At 33.5% G+C, this 17678-nt stretch carries 16 protein-coding genes; 10 read left to right on the top strand and 6 right to left on the bottom strand.

The genetic code is table 11. The annotated features are described in order from the left end of the window. Both AB8B52_RS02360 and AB8B52_RS02355 read left to right on the top strand, forming a co-directional pair. Complete coding sequence (locus tag AB8B52_RS02360) at nt 1-705, top strand: M48 family metallopeptidase (RefSeq protein WP_406024854.1); 705 nt, start codon at nt 1-3, stop codon at nt 703-705. Nucleotides 706-767: 62 nt separating this feature from the next. Continuing rightward, a complete protein-coding gene (locus tag AB8B52_RS02355) occupies nt 768-1760 on the top strand; it encodes a hypothetical protein (protein ID WP_406024852.1) in 993 nt (330 codons plus the stop codon). A gap of 459 nt (nt 1761-2219) precedes the next feature. On the opposite strand, the gene AB8B52_RS02350 is transcribed toward AB8B52_RS02355, so the two are convergent. The 6 genes from AB8B52_RS02350 to AB8B52_RS02325 all read right to left on the bottom strand — a co-directional run bounded on the left by AB8B52_RS02350 (nt 2220) and on the right by AB8B52_RS02325 (nt 6541). After that, nucleotides 2220-2534: a hypothetical protein gene (locus tag AB8B52_RS02350; RefSeq protein ID WP_406024851.1), complete on the bottom strand. Its 315-nt coding sequence runs from the start codon at nt 2532-2534 to the stop codon at nt 2220-2222. 159 nt (nt 2535-2693) lie between these two features. Then, nucleotides 2694-3407: a hypothetical protein gene (locus tag AB8B52_RS02345; RefSeq protein ID WP_406024849.1), complete on the bottom strand. Its 714-nt coding sequence runs from the start codon at nt 3405-3407 to the stop codon at nt 2694-2696. Nucleotides 3408-3425: 18 nt separating this feature from the next. Beyond that, entirely contained in the window at nt 3426-4088 is a 663-nt protein-coding gene (locus tag AB8B52_RS02340) for a hypothetical protein (protein WP_406024847.1), read from the bottom strand. 1 nt (nt 4089) lies between these two features. Beyond that, complete coding sequence (locus AB8B52_RS02335) at nt 4090-4374, bottom strand: helix-turn-helix domain-containing protein (protein ID WP_406024845.1); 285 nt, start codon at nt 4372-4374, stop codon at nt 4090-4092. 89 nt (nt 4375-4463) lie between these two features. Beyond that, nucleotides 4464-5243, bottom strand: a complete 780-nt coding sequence (locus AB8B52_RS02330; RefSeq protein WP_406024843.1) for a hypothetical protein — start codon at nt 5241-5243, stop codon at nt 4464-4466. 5 nt (nt 5244-5248) lie between these two features. Beyond that, a complete protein-coding gene (locus AB8B52_RS02325; protein ID WP_406024842.1) occupies nt 5249-6541 on the bottom strand; it encodes a phage integrase SAM-like domain-containing protein in 1293 nt (430 codons plus the stop codon). 370 nt (nt 6542-6911) lie between these two features. Between AB8B52_RS02325 and AB8B52_RS02320 the strand changes: the two genes are divergently transcribed. The 8 genes from AB8B52_RS02320 (at nt 6912) to AB8B52_RS02285 (ending at nt 17642) form a co-directional block, all read left to right on the top strand. Next, nucleotides 6912-7955 (top strand): hypothetical protein, encoded by a 1044-nt coding sequence (locus AB8B52_RS02320; RefSeq protein ID WP_406024840.1) that lies wholly within the window; start codon nt 6912-6914, stop codon nt 7953-7955. Nucleotides 7956-8233: 278 nt separating this feature from the next. Beyond that, complete coding sequence (gene ilvD / locus AB8B52_RS02315; protein WP_406024838.1) at nt 8234-9913, top strand: dihydroxy-acid dehydratase; 1680 nt, start codon at nt 8234-8236, stop codon at nt 9911-9913. A gap of 65 nt (nt 9914-9978) precedes the next feature. Continuing rightward, the gene (gene ilvB, locus AB8B52_RS02310) at nt 9979-11715 is read left to right on the top strand and encodes a biosynthetic-type acetolactate synthase large subunit (protein ID WP_406024836.1); all 1737 of its coding nucleotides are present in this window, start codon (nt 9979-9981) and stop codon (nt 11713-11715) included. 75 nt (nt 11716-11790) lie between these two features. Then, a complete protein-coding gene (ilvN, locus tag AB8B52_RS02305) occupies nt 11791-12330 on the top strand; it encodes an acetolactate synthase small subunit (RefSeq protein ID WP_406024834.1) in 540 nt (179 codons plus the stop codon). A 216-nt stretch (nt 12331-12546) separates the two neighbouring features. Then, nucleotides 12547-14049: a ketol-acid reductoisomerase gene (gene ilvC, locus AB8B52_RS02300; RefSeq protein WP_406024832.1), complete on the top strand. Its 1503-nt coding sequence runs from the start codon at nt 12547-12549 to the stop codon at nt 14047-14049. A 105-nt stretch (nt 14050-14154) separates the two neighbouring features. Continuing rightward, entirely contained in the window at nt 14155-15423 is a 1269-nt protein-coding gene (ilvA, locus tag AB8B52_RS02295; RefSeq protein WP_406024830.1) for a threonine ammonia-lyase IlvA, read from the top strand. A 420-nt stretch (nt 15424-15843) separates the two neighbouring features. After that, nucleotides 15844-16467 (top strand): GNAT family N-acetyltransferase, encoded by a 624-nt coding sequence (locus tag AB8B52_RS02290; protein WP_406024828.1) that lies wholly within the window; start codon nt 15844-15846, stop codon nt 16465-16467. Next, a complete protein-coding gene (locus AB8B52_RS02285) occupies nt 16464-17642 on the top strand; it encodes an argininosuccinate synthase (protein WP_406024826.1) in 1179 nt (392 codons plus the stop codon). The genes AB8B52_RS02290 and AB8B52_RS02285 overlap by 4 nt, the downstream gene beginning before the upstream one ends. The last annotated feature ends 36 nt before the right edge of the window (nt 17643-17678 follow it).

Genomic DNA, 17678 nt, shown 5'->3' with positions numbered 1-17678 from the left:
ATGAAAGACCAAATACAATATGGTAATACATTAATTGACTATAATTTGGAGTTTGCAGAACGTAAAACTTTAGGAATAAAAGTATTTCCAGATAAGTCAGTTAATGTTTCAGCCCCTCAGGAAAGTTCTATTGAAAAAATAAGAGAAAAAGTCAAGAAAAAAGCTTCTTGGATTGTTAAGCAGCAAGACTTCTTTCTATCCTTTCATCCATTAACACCAGCTCGTAAATTTATAAGTGGTGAAACACATTTATATTTAGGAAAGCAGTATAGATTAAAGCTTCATGAGTCAAAAGAAAAGTCTGTGAAATTAGCTGGAGGCTATATTAATATTTGTGTAAAAGATATTAATGATAAAAAAGCTATTCAGAAGCTTTTAAAAAGCTGGTATAAACAAAAGGCAGAGCAACATTTTAATCAACTATTTGAGGAGCTTAAACCTATCTCTAAAGGCTTTTATGAAAATGAACCAACACTAACTTACAGGTGGATGCAAAAACGTTGGGGAAGTTGTGATAAGAATGGTAAGATACATTTGAATTTAGAGCTAATTAAAACCCCTAAAAAGTGTATTGAATATGTAATCGTGCATGAGCTTTGTCATCTTAAGTATTTGAATCACAGTAATGCCTTTTATGGTCTCTTAGAAAAAGTGTATCCAGATTGGAGAGCAACTAAAGATAGGTTGGAGAGATTGATGGTTTAATTTGTTGATACTTATATTCCATTTATCACTATATTGCATTAATAATCAACATTTTAATAGATATGAAAAATTATACTATCATCCTTTTTTTGTTTTACTTTTTAAATATGAACTCTCAAGTTTTGAATGGTAAAAAAAATACAATTGCAGAGTTTTATGATGCAGAAATAAAACAAATTATTATTGATGGTGGTAAGGTTACTGCACAACTAAAACTGAAACAATATCCGAGAAAGTTCACCAGAAATGGGGAAAGGTCTTCAGTAAAACAAGATGCTATATTTATAGATTTAGGTTTAACTAATACGAGTAGTTTTTTAGACTTTAGGAAACTGAGATTGAAAACGGTTGGAGTAACTGGCGGAATAACATATCAGCATTCATTTTCGAAATTACTATTAAAAGATGACGAAAGTTTAAAAGAAGATGAGTTCAGGTCATTTATATTTTCCGCAAATGTCTCAACAGATAGATTTGACAATTTTGACCCAGTTACAGGGGAAATAGACAATGAATCTCCAACAAATTTAAGTGTAAGGGGTGGATATAATAAGTATTATTTTAAAGAAAAAATCACCTTTATTAGAGCTTTAAATTTTAAAGTGAATATAGTAGATTCAAATGCAGATGAACTTAAAAACTTCCTTGATGAGTCAAATACAACAAATACACAAGGTGTTGTAGTGGATAATCAAGGTTTTTTTGATGGTAAATTTGGTACAGTAGAAAATGATAGAAGGTCAACATTTTTATCATTAGCAGTACCTATGATATTTAATAAAAAAACCTATTTTGGATACTTAACTCCAATTCCACATTTAAGTTGGGAAACATTTAATAGCAATAGTCCTAGATATAGTGCAGGAGTATCATTAGGGTTTTTAGCAAAGTCAATTATTGGTGATAAAATCGAAACTTTGAAAGAGGGTTCTAATTCATATAAATATAAGAAATTCAATGCTCCTTCATTCTTGAGTATTGGTATAGATTGGAATAATCAGTCTGGAACTGGAAGTAAACCAAATTATTTCATAACGGGCTCATATAAGTTTTAATTGAGCATAAGTACGCTAATCCTAAATGATTTAAGGTTCTTCTTATTCGAGAGAGAGTATATATTTTACTGATTTCAATTAATATAATAATAAAGGGTAAGTAAGGCAACTCAAATTTATAAGTTTAGTATAGTAAATAGCTTTGTTATTTTTTATTAAAATTATAGTTATTTATTAATTTAAGCTACCTTTCTTACCTCTCTCTAGTTGTCATGGGACTTTTTTCAGGTTTAATTAATTTATTTTCAGGTTCCGTTTTAATTGTTTCAAAAGCATATTTGAAAATGCCTTTCTTTTTTACAGTTTAATATTCAAGCATTTTCAAAATCTTAATCAATTCAATGTTTCTAGTATTACTTACTTGTATACTATGCTCTGTATTCAACCAAGATAATAGCTCAGATGCATTCAAATATAATTCAGCTTTGTATTTATATTTAGCCGGAATATATTTACTTTTTACAAGGCAACTTTGAGCTTATTTATCTCTTTTATTAATCTTTCAACATCCGCTTTGGTCGCTGGTAAAGACGAAGGTGCAAACAATCTTTTCGCAGCATATACTCCTGCGTCTGCTGCTATTGTACCCAAAGCCGCTTCCCCTACCGAATTAGTTCCAATGCCTTTTCTATTATTAAGTTTCTCTAAACTTTTTTCCAACGACTGAACAGCTAACATTAAATCATCTTTTTTAATTGACGATAGTAGATTTTCAGTGTTGGAAAGTTCACTTTTTTCATAATGCCCAGAAATATACTTATAACCATTTCTCATGTAACTTGCTTTTGTCCTACAACTGGCACTACAATACAAATGGTTGCTTCTCCTCTGAGCAAATTGTTGTTGACAATACTTACAAAACCTTGTTTTTTCCATATCTAATTACTTTTATGACTTTAAAACGTTAAATAAGGCGTTATTTAACGTTTTTTATCACCTATAACTTTTTCCTTTAAATTCAATGAAATTGAACATTTCAAAAAAACGATCATAAATTCGACCACCGTAACGCTTACCCAAATCCTCCAAAGTTCGTTTTGCACAATTATCGGAGTTTGTATAATTACAGGTTACAAAAGTTCTTAATCGGTAATCATATCTGTTATATAAAATTTCCTCTATAACGTCAACTTTTCCGTAATTGCTTGCCTCCCGTTCTGAGTTTATATCGTCAATAAACATCAGTTTTCGTTCTGTATTTTTAAAGAAATGTTCTTTGTCAATTGGGGTTTGGCATTTTTCAAAATCCTTTACAAGTCCTTTCGCTGTAAAAAATTTGAACCTTAAATCTGGATAGTCATTGAATACAGCTTCAAAGGCCTTGAAGAAATCTGTTTTTCCCAATCCATAACCACCGATTATTAAAAGCCCTTTGTCAAAAGAAGGTTCTGATATATCTTTCCTTAAATTTTCACATTCAAAGAACTTTTTTTCTTGAAGAAAGTAATGGAAAAGGACTTTGAGGTTGTTTATAGCATCAGGCTCCTTTTTTAACTTCTTACCATACATTTTATAAAAAGTTTTCACAAAATCATTCCACAAATGATCTCTGTCAATATAAATTTCATTTTGCATATTTTTTTGGGATTTAGCTCTATAAATAAAATTAGCGCATTGGTTGATCAAATCTCCTGCTGCTGTTGCCATGTTAGTTCTCATAGTAATTTATCTGTTAGTTAATAATTCTGACTTCTCTTTTGTTTGGTTCGCGCTTGTTTTTTCGTTAGCTAACCATTTTTCAAGCCTTATTTCGACATCAAAAAAACCATCTTTCTCACATCTCATTTTTGTTTCACTGCTATTAAGCTCACTCCAGTAATTATAAAAACCTTTTAAAATTTTTAAATTATATTGAGAGTGTTCAAAAACTTGTTTTTTGAATTTCTCACGTCTCAACTCTATTTTTTCTTTATTGACCTTATTTCTTTTATTTCTTTCTTTAGTTGTTGTTAATGGTTTGTTATTAGATTGTTGATGGTTTGTTACCTGAGTGTTGTTTTGCTTGTTACTGTAAGATTTAGCAGATTGGTAATTTTCGTAGTTTACAAGGGTTATGAGCGTAAATTTGTTTGTTGGTTTTAATACTATGTCGTGACTTTCATTAAGTTTGGAAAGTGCAGTTCTTATGGTTTGATATGAGAGCATTAATTCGGATGCTAAATTACCTATGGAACTAATTAATTGTCCACGTTTTATTAATTGCCCTTGCCACCTTTTATCTTTATAGTTGGCTTTTATTAATAGATGCACATAAACACGAAAAACAGTTGAACTTTGATACCATTCCCATTCCATTATATCCCTATGCAGAATAATATGCCCTATCATCTTAAACTTGCTTTACTAGTTTATTAAAAATGTCGCTCTTTTTATAGTAAACACGATTACCAAGACGATAAGCAGGAAGGATGCCTTTTTTACGCCAATTCCATAGAGCTTGTTTTGAGCATTTTAAGAGTTTTAGAGTCTCATCAACTGTTAAAAGTTCGTCAGGAGTTGAAAGTTTTTCTTCGTTCTTTTTCTGTTGAGGCATTAACTCTTTAACAACGGAGCGAATACTCTCCTTGAACTCATCAGGCGATAAATTATAAATTCTTATTTCTTTGGAATTCATGATGCTCTATTTGATTAATGAACATCACAAATATATTTTCAGCACCTCCTATTTGAAGAATTTTTGAGTTGATGCCAGTTGATACCGTGCTAATTAGTGTATCTTTTAGACGGTATCTTGAATTCTTGATCAGTAAACTTATCTCTTGTTTCAGAGTATTTTGACCCGTTTTCATTTAAATAAGCCTCTATAGATCTTACATTATACTTTTCCTTAATTCCGAAAACAAAGGCGAGGCTTTCTGCTAACTTCTTTTTATTCAATTCTCCTCTGTAAAATTCAGCTTCAACATACCCTGAGTTAATAAGTTCTATAAATATAATAGCTAATTGAGAGGGACCAGCAATCCACTTGAAACTCAAGTCATTTTCAGCCTCTTGTAATGTATGTGAATCACTTATGTATTCTGTTAAGACTCTAATAACTCTTTCAAATTTCGAACTTAATTTCTTAAAAGCTGTTTGATGCAGAAAAAGCCTCATATCATAATTTCTATTTTTTATTATCCCTTCTGAAGAAACGAAATCTCCTTCTAACTTTTCAGATTTGTAATATCCTATTCCATAGCCATCGAGTGCTGCACCGTCAATAATTGTTTTTATTTGAGGTATAACTTCTAAATCTAACACTTGTATAAATTCATCGGGATTATTACAATTTACCAATTGAATTTCTAAAAACTCTTTAACATTACGAATAGATAAATCAAATAATAAGGTTTTCAGGAATACATTAAGGTAAAAACCCTCATCAAACCTTAATCCTTTTTGTGGATAATGGGTCAATAAATAATCATAATTTGGTAGCAAGAAATTATTAAGCTCATCCTCCTCTTTCATTTTAAAACCAAATGCATTTTTATAATTCATATCTCCTATTTAAAAAATTTACTATCCGCAATTTTTATTGCTCTCTCCTGCGGTGTCACTTTTATGTATTTATAGAATTCTCTTTCTGTGGAATGTCCACTAACAGCCATAATATCAATAACAGGCATTTTTGATAAGTAAGCATTAGTACAAAATGAGCGTCTTGCGGTATGGGATTGAATGAGGCTATATTTAGGAACTATATCTATTACTACGTTACCATTCATCTTTTTTTCGACGGAAATATCATCATCGATTTTAGCCTTTCTTCCGACTTCTTTTATGAACTCATTTATGTCTGGTGCATTTAGCTCAGGTGGTGGATTGCCATTATAACGATCTTTGAAAATTTTCTTCAATTTTGGGTGTAGCGGCACAAATAGCTTCTTTCCTGTTTTTCTTTGTTTAAATTCAATGACCTCTGTACCCTGAAACTTTCTAATTTGCTCATTTTTTACGGGATTATAATCCGAAACTCGTTGTCCTGTGTAATATCCCATCAAAAAAATATCTCTAGCCAATTCCCAATCTTTTGTTTTTGATAAATCTACATTGTATATCGCTTCAATTTCGGCCTCCGTTAAATATATAGAAACAGACTCCTTTGAAAGAGCCTTAAAATCTCTATGTTTATATTTCAAATTTGAATTATACCCGTCTTCGGTTGAGGCATTTAAAATGGTTTTTAGATTTTTGATATGCTTACCTAATGTGTTAGTGGAATAATTATTTTTTTCCAAATACTGAATAAAAGCATAATAAAATTTAAGATCAATTGTACTAAAGTCAACACCAAATTTAGACCCTAAATCAAAGTCTTTTAGTCGGTTTACTGTTTGCTTATAGGATCTAACTGTAATTGGACTCAATTTTACATTACTAATATTTTTTGATTGATTCTCTTTTCTGATGATAAAGTCATCAGCATATTGGAAGAAAGTCTTAATTTCAACTTGATTATTTTCTTCTCCTCTTATAATTTTTTGCAATAGAGCCTTGAGTATTGACCTATCGTTTTTTTGTGACTCTTCAAGCTCAGAAATAGCTTTTGTAAACTCTGACGAAAAATATTTCAAATCGCTATTGACTTTTTCCCTATTCTTGATAGTAGAAACCGCCCTAATTCTTTGATTTATTTTGTCCCAATGACTAGGGTTTACTTTATAGCCAGTCGAAAATTTAATCCGATTTTTTCTTCCAAAACTGTAATCCAGCAAAATTGAGGTCTCATTTTTGGCTTTAGTGTCTTTAAGTCTGAACTTAATAGTGCCTGAGGTAGAATTTATTACTCTGATCATGAAATATTACTAATTAAAAAAGGGACAACAATAGGGACAACATAAGGTTGACATATAGTTATCTCAAAAATAGATAAATTATATAAATTACCTTCAAAAATCAGTAAAAATAAGAGGTAATGACCACATGAGATAAAATAGAATAATAGGACATAAACTTAATAATGGTACTGGAGGCACCACCATCAAAAACCCGATTCAAATGAATCGGGTTTTTTGGTTTTAAAACAAAAATAAAAGGTTAAGATGTAATTAAACGTAAGTAAAAACCTTAATTTATAGTCTTTTCATCGTTTTTTAAGTAAAAACATCTATATCAGAAGATTTTTTTTCTAGCTTTCTTATTCCAAATCTTAAAATTTAATCTACCATGAAAAATTTAATGCTACTTTCATCTGTCTTACTATGTTTCGTATTTTCTTGTGAAACTGATACCGATATTGATATAGAATCTGTACAACAAACCTTCTATGAATATAATACGGCACAAGCGTTTTCAACTACTGAATCTTTTGTCATAGATTTTGAAGACTTTAATACTGGCGACATTGTCTCAGAAATCTTTATTATCGATCCTTTTGAAAATGCTCAGGTCGCTGGCGTTACTATGGCATTTCCTAACAGTAATGCTGCTATGATTTTTGATTCTTCAAATCCCACAGGTAATGATTTTGATATTGGAACTCCAAACGAGATTTATGGAGGACCTGGTATAGGGACTGGTGGAGAAAGTAACGACACTGCTCTGGGCAATGTACTTATTCTTTCTGAAGATTTGGATAGCAACGATCCTGATGACATTTTTGAAATTGGAGCAAGCTTTGTTTTCGATTTTAGCGCTAATAACAATTTGATTTTAAAGACTTTTGACATTCTAGATATAGAAGAATCTTCTAACCCTACTGTCGTTAATCTATATGATCTCGAAGAAAACATACTCTTAAGTAAAGATATCATTCCTGGAGGTGATAATTCAAAATTAACCGTAGACTTAGAAAATACCGCTAATGTGGCGTTTATGGAAATTATAATGAATAGTTCAGGTGCCATAGATAATATCGCTCTTGAATTAGAAACACAAAAACCTTGCGTCGAATGCGATAGCAGTATTACTGAATTAACATTTCAATATACGGGAGATCAGGCTGATGTAAGAGTAGAAACTCCAGATGGTGAAATTCTATATAATAATATACTCAATTTAAATGATGAGTTTACTGTTGCTATCACTACTACAGATGGCACTTTTGAAAGCGATATCATTATATTTATTGAAAATGAATCAATCGCTTTTCTCGATGCTGATTGCTATCAAATAATTGGTCCAGGATATATAATTCCAAATTTAGAAATTATTTCAGGAACTACTGAAACTGGAAATCAACTTTGCCCTGTTGAAATATTAATTGGTTAACTTATTGTGTCAAGTATTATATCCACATTAGTGAGGTTATGATTATTTCGTAACCCTTCAAATTATTATCAGCCTTCCTTATTCGGAAGGCTTTTTTCTTCAAAAACTTTATTCCTTTGAACATCATAATAATTATCAATTAAAATATTGACAAACAGATAATTAAATCCACATAAGCTCCATTGACCTTAAATTAGAAAATGTAAACTATAAAGACTAAAGGTGACGTAACTAGTAATTTAGACTCATAATTATTCATTAGCGACGTACTAAAATTCATGAGCGACTTAAACAAATACAGTAAAACCGTTACCCAAGATCCAACACAACCAGCTGCTCAGGCGATGTTGCATGCCATTGGATTAACCAAAGAAGATTTTTTTAAACCCATCGTTGGTATTGCAAGTACAGGTTACGAAGGCAATCCATGTAACATGCACCTTAACGACTTGGCAAAACTGGTTAAGGAAGGCACCAAAAACAAAGACGTTATTGGACTAATTTTCAACACCATTGGCGTCAGTGACGGCATTTCTATGGGAACACCAGGCATGCGTTACTCATTGCCATCTCGTGATATAATTGCAGATTCTATGGAAACTGTGGTACAAGCTATGAGTTATGATGGCTTAGTAACTGTAGTTGGCTGTGACAAAAATATGCCTGGCGCATTAATAGCAATGATTCGTTTAAATCGACCAAGTATTTTGGTTTATGGTGGCACCATCGATTCGGGTTGTCATAACGGACAAAAACTAGATGTCGTTTCTGCATTTGAAGCTTGGGGAAGTAAAATGGCTGGTACCATGTCTGAAAATGAATTTCAGAATATTGTTGAAAAAGCCTGTCCTGGAGCAGGAGCTTGTGGTGGTATGTATACTGCAAATACCATGGCCTCTTCTATCGAAGCATTAGGAATGGCATTACCTTACAATTCGTCTAATCCAGCACTAAGCGACGCCAAACAAAAAGAATCCATAAAAGCAGGCGAAGCATTACGACTTTTACTCGAAAAAGATATTAAACCGTCAGATATTATCACAAGAAAATCTTTAGAGAATGCAGTAAGATTAGTCACTATTTTAGGTGGTTCTACAAATGCAGTGTTACATTTTTTAGCCATTGCAAGAGCAGCTCAAATTGATTTTACATTGAAGGATTTTCAAGATATTAGTGACAATACACCATTCTTGGCTGATTTAAAACCAAGCGGAAAATATTTAATGGAAGACGTGCATGCCGTTGGAGGAATTCCTGCAGTACTAAAATACCTTCTTAAAAAAGGATTAATTCATGGAGATTGTTTAACAGTTACTGGAAGAACAATTGCAGAAAATTTATTAGATGTCCCTGACTTAAAAGCAGGTCAAGACGTTATAATGCCAATTGAAAAACCAATCAAAATTTCTGGTCATTTAAGGATGCTTTATGGCAATTTGGCAACCGAAGGAAGTGTTGCTAAAATCACAGGAAAAGAAGGCTTAAGTTTTAAAGGAACCGCAAAGGTTTTTGAGGGAGAATATGCCGCAAACGATGGCATTAGAGATGGTAAAGTAAAAAAAGGTGATGTGGTTGTGATTAGATATGAAGGTCCAAAAGGTGGTCCAGGAATGCCCGAAATGTTAAAACCAACTGCGGCAATTATGGGTGCTGGTTTAGGAAAAGAAGTAGCGTTGATTACGGACGGAAGATTCTCAGGCGGAACACATGGATTTGTTGTCGGACACATTACACCAGAAGCGCAAGAAGGCGGAACGATAGCTCTAGTGAAGGATGGTGACATTATTACAATTGATGCAGAAACCAACTCTATCTCTGTTGAAGTCTCTGATGAAGAATTACAAAAAAGAAGACAACATTGGATAGCACCAGATTTAAAATTTGAACGCGGTGTCCTTTATAAATATGCCAAAACTGTATCATCAGCAAGTAAAGGCTGCGTGACTGACGAATTTTAGAAGAATACAATTAATACCTGAATGTCATCCTGAGCTTGTCGAAGGATCTCAAAAAAACATATGAGATGAAAGAAACTCAAACCATAACTAAGCAAAAAGAAGAGGAACTAACCACCGAACGAATTTCTGGTAGTGAAGCTGTTATAAAATGCTTATTAGCAGAAGATGTTGACATCATTTACGGCTATCCTGGTGGCGCAATTATGCCGGTTTATGATGAACTTTATAAGTATCAAGATAAAATTCATCATGTCTTAACACGCCATGAGCAAGGCGCAACACACTCTGCTCAAGGTTATGCACGCATCTCTGGTAAGGTTGGTGTTTGTATGGCAACTTCTGGCCCAGGAGCTACCAATTTAATTACTGGTATTGCTGATGCTCAAATAGATTCTACACCAATGGTTTGTATTACAGGTCAAGTCGGTTCGCATTTATTAGGAAGTGATGCTTTTCAAGAAACGGATATTGTTGGTATTTCTACACCAGTAACCAAATGGAACATTCAAGTTACCAAAGCTTCACAAATTCCTGAAGCATTTGCCAAAGCGTTTTATATCGCTAAAAGCGGAAGACCAGGACCCGTTTTAATTGACATTACTAAAGATGCTCAGTTTGAAGAGTTCGATTTTAAATATGAAAAATGTAAAGGCATAAGAAGCTATAAACCAGTCCCTGATACCGACGAAAATTCATTAAAAGCTGCTGCCGAATTAATAAACACCGCTAAAAAACCATTTATAGTTTGGGGACAAGGTGTTATTTTAGGTAAAGCGGAAAAAGAATTTAAAGCCGTTATTGAAAAAACTGGTATTCCTTCAGCTTGGACTATTTTAGGCGCTTCTGCAATTCCTACAACACATCGACTAAATGTTGGTATGGTTGGTATGCATGGAAATTATGGCCCAAATGTTTTAACCAATGAATGTGATGTATTAATTGCTATAGGCATGCGATTTGATGATCGTGTGACGGGAAACCTCGATACCTACGCAAAGCAAGCCAAAATTATTCATTTTGATATTGATCCTGCAGAAATAGATAAAAACGTAAAAACAGACGTTGCCGTTTTAGGTGATGCCAAGGCCAGTTTAAAATCTTTATTACCCTTATTGCATGAAAATTCACATACAGATTGGCATCAAAAATTCAAAGATTTATATAAAATAGAATACGAAAAAGTCATTAAAAACGACTTACATCCTACAAAAGAAGGTTTGACGATGGCAGAAGTGTTGAAAGAAATCAACATTCAAACCAAAGGAGAAGCAGCAATTGTGAGTGATGTTGGCCAACATCAAATGATTGCTTGTCGTTATGCTGAATTCAACCAAACAAAAAGCAATATTACATCAGGAGGTTTAGGCACTATGGGATTTGCATTGCCTGCCGCAATTGGAGCAAAAATGGCAGCACCAGAGCGCGAAGTCGTTGCAATAATTGGAGATGGTGGTTACCAAATGACCATTCAAGAATTAGGCACTATTTTTCAACAAAAAGTACCTGTAAAAATTGTGGTTTTAAATAATGAATTCCTCGGAATGGTGCGCCAATGGCAACAGCTGTTTTTCGATAAACGCTATGCTTCTACCGAAATGACAAATCCAGATTTCGTAGCCATTGCTAAAGGTTATTTTATAGATGCTAAAAAAGTAACTACACGAACAGATTTAAAAGACGCCGTAAAAGAAATGATTGCCAGTGATGGGCCTTACTTTTTAGAGGTAAGAGTAGAAAAAGAAGATAATGTCTTTCCTATGATTCCAACAGGTGCGAGTGTATCAGACATAAGATTAGAATAAAGAAACTAGAATATAGAGAAAAGAACAAAGACAAAATAATAAGTCTATTCTCTTTTGTCTAAAATCTTAAAAGAAATGAGTCAAGAAGAAAAACAATTATATACCATATCCGTTTATACCGAAAATAATATCGGTTTACTCAACCGTATTTCGGCAATATTTCAACGAAGACATATTAACATAGAAAGTTTAAATACGTCAGCTTCGGAAATTGATCATGTTTCAAAATTCACCATTCTTATTAGGATGTCTGAAGTAAATATTAAAAAAATTATTGGTCAGATTGAAAAACAAGTCGAAGTCATTAAAGCTTATTATCATACTGAAGACGAAACGATTTATCAAGAATCTTGTATGTTCAAAATTAAATCTGATTTGTTGTTTGATGAACGTCAGATTCAGAATATCATCAAAGAGAGTAACGCAAGAATCGTGACCGTTAACAAAGCGTTTTTTGTCATTGAAAAATCAGGACGAAAAGAAGAAATAGATTTGTTACATAGAGAATTATCGGTCTTCGGAATTATGCAATTTACGCGTTCAGGACGCATTGCGGTGACCAAAGACGAAATGAAAATATCAACAATGCTAAGAGAACTAGAGACTAGAGACTAGAGACTAGAGACTAGAGACTAGAGACTAGAGACTAGAGACTAGAGACTAGAGACTAGAGACTAGAGACTAGAGACTAGAGACTAGAGACTAGAGACTAGAGAAAAAGTAATAATTAAAAACTAATAAATAGAAATTTTAATGTTTGATGTAAGATTGAGACCGACACCAATGCGTCTATTTTCTAGCATCTAATTTCTATAATCTAAACAACAAAAAATGTCAAATTATTTTAACACATTACCATTAAGAGAACAATTAGAGCAATTAGGAAAGTGTCGTTTTATGGATGCTTCAGAATTTGAAGATGGCGTAAATGCTTTAAAAGGAAAGAAAATCGTAATCGTAGGTTGTGGTGCACAAGGTTTAAATCAAGGTTTGAATATGAGAGATTCTGGATTGGATATCTCATACACTTTGCGTCAAGTTGCAATTGATCAGCAACGCGACTCTTATAAAAATGCGACATCAAACGGATTTACGGTTGGTACGTATAACGAATTAATACCAACTGCCGATTTAGTATTAAACTTAACACCAGATAAGCAACATACTAATGTTGTTAACACGATAATGCCTTTAATGAAAAAAGGAGCCACATTAAGTTATTCTCATGGTTTTAATATTGTTGAAGAAGGCACTAAAATTCGTGAAGACTTAACCGTGATTATGGTAGCACCAAAATGTCCAGGCACTGAAGTTAGAGAAGAATATAAAAGAGGTTTTGGCGTGCCAACATTAACAGCGGTGCATCCAGAAAATGATCCAGAAGGAAAAGGTTGGGCACAAGCAAAAGCATATGCTGCAGCAACTGGTGGACACAGAGCAGGTGTTTTAGAATCGTCTTTCATTGCTGAAGTAAAATCAGATTTAATGGGAGAGCAAACCATTCTTTGTGGTTTACTTCAAACGGGAGCCATCTTATCTTTTGACAAAATGGTCGAAGAAGGCATAGAACCGAGCTATGCTGCGAAATTAATTCAGTTTGGCTGGGAAACGATTACTGAAGCGTTGAAGCATGGTGGAATTACCAATATGATGGACCGTTTATCGAATCCTTCAAAAGTAAAAGCGCATCAATTATCGGAAGACTTAAAAGACATTATGCGTCCATTGTTCGAAAAACATATGGATGACATCATCTCTGGTCATTTCTCAAAAACCATGATGGAAGATTGGGCGAATGACGATGTGAATTTATTAAAATGGCGTGCCGAAACTGGAGAAACCGCTTTTGAAAAAACAGCACTGACCACAGATCATATTTCTGAACAAGAGTATTTTGATCATGGAGTTTTATTAGTCGCTTTTGTAAAATCTGGAGTAGAACTAGCCTTTGAAACTATGGTAAGTGCAGGCATAATTGAAGATTCGGCTTATTACGAATCTTTGCATGAATTACCATTAATAGCAAACACCATAGCAAGAAAGAAATTATTTGAAATGAATCGTGTCATTTCTGATACTGCAGAATATGGTTGCTATTTATTCGACCATGCGTGTAAACCGTTATTAACTAATTTTATGAAAACAGTAGATACCTCAATCATAGGGAAATCATTTTCTGATACTAATGGAGTCGATAATATTGAACTCATTGCTGTAAATGATGCCATTAGAAATCATCCTATTGAAGCCGTTGGAAAACGATTAAGAGCTGCGATGACCGCAATGAAAATTATAAAGTCTGATGTGAAAAATACAGATTCTATTTTGGCATAAACATAAAATATCCTACAAGGTTTCAAAAACCTTGTAGGTATTAAAAAAAGATTGGGAGATAGAAAAATAATCCCGAAAGCTGTCGGGACTGCCTTCGCAGAAATTATGGAAGACACAAAAACCACATACAGACCAACACTAAAAGCAATTGAAGCTGCTGGAGAAAAATTAAAAGGCATCGCGTCTGTGACACCTTTAACTAAAAATGCGCGCTACTCTAAACACTATGGTGCAAATATTTATTTTAAAAGAGAAGATCTTCAAGAGGTGCGTTCTTATAAAATTCGTGGTGCTTATAATAAAATTTCATCTTTAACGGAGTCGCAAATAGAAAATGAGATTGTCTGTGCAAGTGCCGGAAATCATGCACAAGGTTTTGCACTTTCCTGCAAACTGCTTAAAATAAAGGGCACTATTTTTATGCCTTCACCAACGCCTAAGCAAAAAATTGAGCAAGTAGAAATGTTCGGTGAAGATTTCATTGAAATTATTTTAGTTGGTGATACTTTTGATGACGCTTATCATGCTGCAAAAACCGATTGCGAGCGTTTAAATAAAACCTTTATTCATCCTTTTAATGATGAAAAAGTTATTGAAGGTCAAGCAACCGTTGGTTTAGAAATTATAGATCAGGCGCAAGAACATCCAATTCATTATGTGTTTCTTGCCGTTGGTGGTGGCGGACTTGCTGCAGGACTATCATCTGTTTTTAAAATTTTATCACCTCAAACACGTATTATTAGTGTTGAGCCAAAAGGTGCAGCTTCGATGCTTACCTCTATAAGAAACAATAAAAACACGGAGTTAAAAGCAATAGACAACTTTGTAGATGGAGCCGCTGTAAAACGCGTTGGTGATCTTAATTTTGCTATTTGCAAAGAGACCTTGCATCGTGTTGTTGAAGTAGATGAAGGTAAGATTTGCCAGACCATTTTAGATTTATATAATAAAGATGCTATTATCGTGGAGCCAGCAGGTGCTTTGAGCCTTTCTGCTTTAGATCAGTTTTCCGAAGAAATCAAAGGGAAAAATGTAGTTTGCGTCATAAGCGGCAGTAATAATGACATTACACGTACGGCTGAAATTAAAGAACGTGCCCTACTCTATGCCAATCTTAAACACTATTTCATCGTTAAGTTTCCGCAACGTTCAGGAGCTTTACGAGATTTTGTAGTAGATATTTTAAGTCCAACCGATGATATTACACATTTTGAATATACCAAAAAGGCCAATCGTGAAAACGACGTTGCCGTTGTAGGCATACAATTAAAATCACCAGCAGATTTAGAACCGTTGATTACAAAAATGAAACTTCATAATTTCTATGGAGATTATCTAAACGATAAACCCGATTTGTTTCAGTTCTTAGTATAATAAAAACCGTTATAAATGAGATATTTACAATTTTTTAAGTCAAATTCTTAGAAATTCATAAATCTCTCAGAAAACAAGATTTTAAATAGCGTAGTTAAGAATATAATATGTAGTTTCGATGTATGTTTAAAAGTACACACCAATATAGAACACCAAGACCCACAGGTCTTCTAGCAAAACGCCGTCGCTAATTCTACTATTTAGCAGCAAACTCTATATTCATTTTTATTTTTTTATTGTGTACAACTCAACTTTCAAATATCAGTTTAAGTCTTTAATTATCACAGCAGATAATCCGAGCATTGTACGACGCTTTTTTCCGCGTCGCCCTTAGGGTGTACTTCTATTTATAGAACTTAGGTGAGTCCGGTTCTGCTTTCAAACATTAAAATCAAATTTTTAATTCAAAACTCAATTACAATGAAAATTGTCATTGCTGATAAATCACATAGCATCTACGCAGACATTATCTGTAAAACGATAGAAGAAGCTGCCCAAGTCAGAGGAACAGGTATCGCCAAACGACAACCAGAATATGTGATTACCAAAATGGAAAATGGTAATGCTGTTATCGCTTTAGAAGGAGATCAATTCGCAGGTTTCTGTTATATCGAATCTTGGGGACATGGAAAATTTGTTGCCAATTCCGGATTGATAGTGCATCCAGATTTTAGAAATCTAGGTCTAGCTAAACAGATTAAAAAAGTGATTTTTGAACATTCTAGAGCAAAATTCCCAGATTCTAAAGTCTTTAGCATCACAACTGGATTAGCGGTTATGAAAATGAATAGTGAACTGGGTTATAAACCTGTAACGTTTTCAGAATTAACGGACGACCAATCCTTCTGGAAAGGTTGTCAAACTTGTAAAAACTTTGATGTTCTAACAAGAACCGAGCAAAAAATGTGTTTGTGTACAGGTATGCTTTATGATCCTAAAAAAATCGAAGAACCAAAATCAAAAAAACACAACTATGATAATAAAACATGGACAAGATTGAAACTTATTAAACAGAACATGTTTCTTAAAAAAGAGAAAAAATGAAAAAATTAGTTATAGCGTATAGTGGAGGATTAGACACCTCTTATTGTGCAGTAAGTTTAAGTAAAGCTGGTTATGATGTTCATGCCGTAAGTGTAAATACAGGTGGTTTTACTTCGGAAGAAATCAAAACGATTGAGAGCAATGCCTATAAAATGGGAGTTTCTACTTATAAAAACATAGATGCTATTGCATCCTATTACGATAAGGTCATTAAGTATCTAATCTTCGGAAATGTACTTAAAAATAATACCTATCCTTTATCTGTTAGTGCAGAACGTATTATTCAAGCGATTGAAATTGTTCAGTATGCTAAAAGCATCGATGCCAAGTATATCTCACACGGAAGCACTGGAGCAGGAAATGACCAAGTACGTTTCGATATGATTTTTCAAACCTTAGCACCAGAAATCGAAATTATCACACCAATCAGAGATGGAAAATTAACGAGACAGCAAGAAATTGATTACCTCGTAGAAAACGGTATTGATATGTCTTGGAACAAAGCGAAATACTCAGTTAACAAAGGACTTTGGGGAACTAGTGTTGGTGGCGAAGAAACGTTAACGTCGGAAAAACCATTACCAGAATCGGCTTATCCTTCACAATTGAAAAAAGAAGGTGAAGAAAAAGTGACTTTGACTTTTGAAAAAGGTGAACTTAAAGCTTTAAACAGAAAAGAAAATTCAGCAGAAAAAAACATAGAATTACTAAATGATATCGCTTCCGCTTATGCTATTGGAAGAGACATTCATGTTGGTGATACCATTGTTGGCATTAAAGGACGCGTTGGTTTTGAAGCTGCGGCAGCTTTAATCATCATCAAAGCACATCACTTATTAGAAAAACATACCTTAACGAAATGGCAACTGCAACACAAAGATTATTTATCTAATTTCTATGGTATGCATTTGCACGAGGGTCAGTATTTAGATCCTGTAATGCGAGATATGGAGGCGTTCTTTCAAAGCAGTCAAGATAAAGTGTCTGGTAATGTAACTGTAAGTTTAAAACCTTATCATTTCAGCTTAGATGGCATTTCTTCAACGCACGATTTAATGAACGCCAAATTCGGAAGTTATGGTGAAGAAAACAAAGGTTGGACAGCAGATGAAGCTAAAGGGTTTATTAAGATTTTAGGGAATCAGAATAAGATTTATCAGCAGGTGAATAATTAAGCTAGACCTCGCAGGTTTTAAAAACCTAGCAGGTCT

This window comes from Winogradskyella sp. (genome assembly GCF_045105575.1).
Lineage (GTDB): Bacteria > Bacteroidota > Bacteroidia > Flavobacteriales > Flavobacteriaceae > Winogradskyella.
The sequence above is the reverse complement of the archived record's forward strand: the minus strand, read 5'-3'. Positions and strand labels throughout refer to the sequence as shown.

Excerpts from the sequence above, each read along its gene's own strand:
- AB8B52_RS02340 (WP_406024847.1), bottom strand. The coding sequence starts at position 4,088 with ATGATAGGGCATATTATTCTGCATAGGGATATAATGGAATGGGAATGG.
- AB8B52_RS02355 (WP_406024852.1), top strand. The coding sequence starts at position 768 with ATGAAAAATTATACTATCATCCTTTTTTTGTTTTACTTTTTAAATATG.
- AB8B52_RS02335 (WP_406024845.1), bottom strand. The coding sequence starts at position 4,374 with ATGAATTCCAAAGAAATAAGAATTTATAATTTATCGCCTGATGAGTTC.
- AB8B52_RS02285 (WP_406024826.1), top strand. The coding sequence starts at position 16,464 with ATGAAAAAATTAGTTATAGCGTATAGTGGAGGATTAGACACCTCTTAT.
- AB8B52_RS02290 (WP_406024828.1), top strand. The coding sequence starts at position 15,844 with ATGAAAATTGTCATTGCTGATAAATCACATAGCATCTACGCAGACATT.
- AB8B52_RS02330 (WP_406024843.1), bottom strand. The coding sequence starts at position 5,243 with ATGAATTATAAAAATGCATTTGGTTTTAAAATGAAAGAGGAGGATGAG.
- AB8B52_RS02320 (WP_406024840.1), top strand. The coding sequence starts at position 6,912 with ATGAAAAATTTAATGCTACTTTCATCTGTCTTACTATGTTTCGTATTT.
- AB8B52_RS02350 (WP_406024851.1), bottom strand. The coding sequence starts at position 2,534 with ATGAGAAATGGTTATAAGTATATTTCTGGGCATTATGAAAAAAGTGAA.
- AB8B52_RS02345 (WP_406024849.1), bottom strand. The coding sequence starts at position 3,407 with ATGGCAACAGCAGCAGGAGATTTGATCAACCAATGCGCTAATTTTATT.
- ilvD (WP_406024838.1), top strand. The coding sequence starts at position 8,234 with ATGAGCGACTTAAACAAATACAGTAAAACCGTTACCCAAGATCCAACA.
- ilvB (WP_406024836.1), top strand. The coding sequence starts at position 9,979 with ATGAAAGAAACTCAAACCATAACTAAGCAAAAAGAAGAGGAACTAACC.
- AB8B52_RS02325 (WP_406024842.1), bottom strand. The coding sequence starts at position 6,541 with ATGATCAGAGTAATAAATTCTACCTCAGGCACTATTAAGTTCAGACTT.
- AB8B52_RS02360 (WP_406024854.1), top strand. The coding sequence starts at position 1 with ATGAAAGACCAAATACAATATGGTAATACATTAATTGACTATAATTTG.
- ilvC (WP_406024832.1), top strand. The coding sequence starts at position 12,547 with ATGTCAAATTATTTTAACACATTACCATTAAGAGAACAATTAGAGCAA.
- ilvN (WP_406024834.1), top strand. The coding sequence starts at position 11,791 with ATGAGTCAAGAAGAAAAACAATTATATACCATATCCGTTTATACCGAA.
- ilvA (WP_406024830.1), top strand. The coding sequence starts at position 14,155 with ATGGAAGACACAAAAACCACATACAGACCAACACTAAAAGCAATTGAA.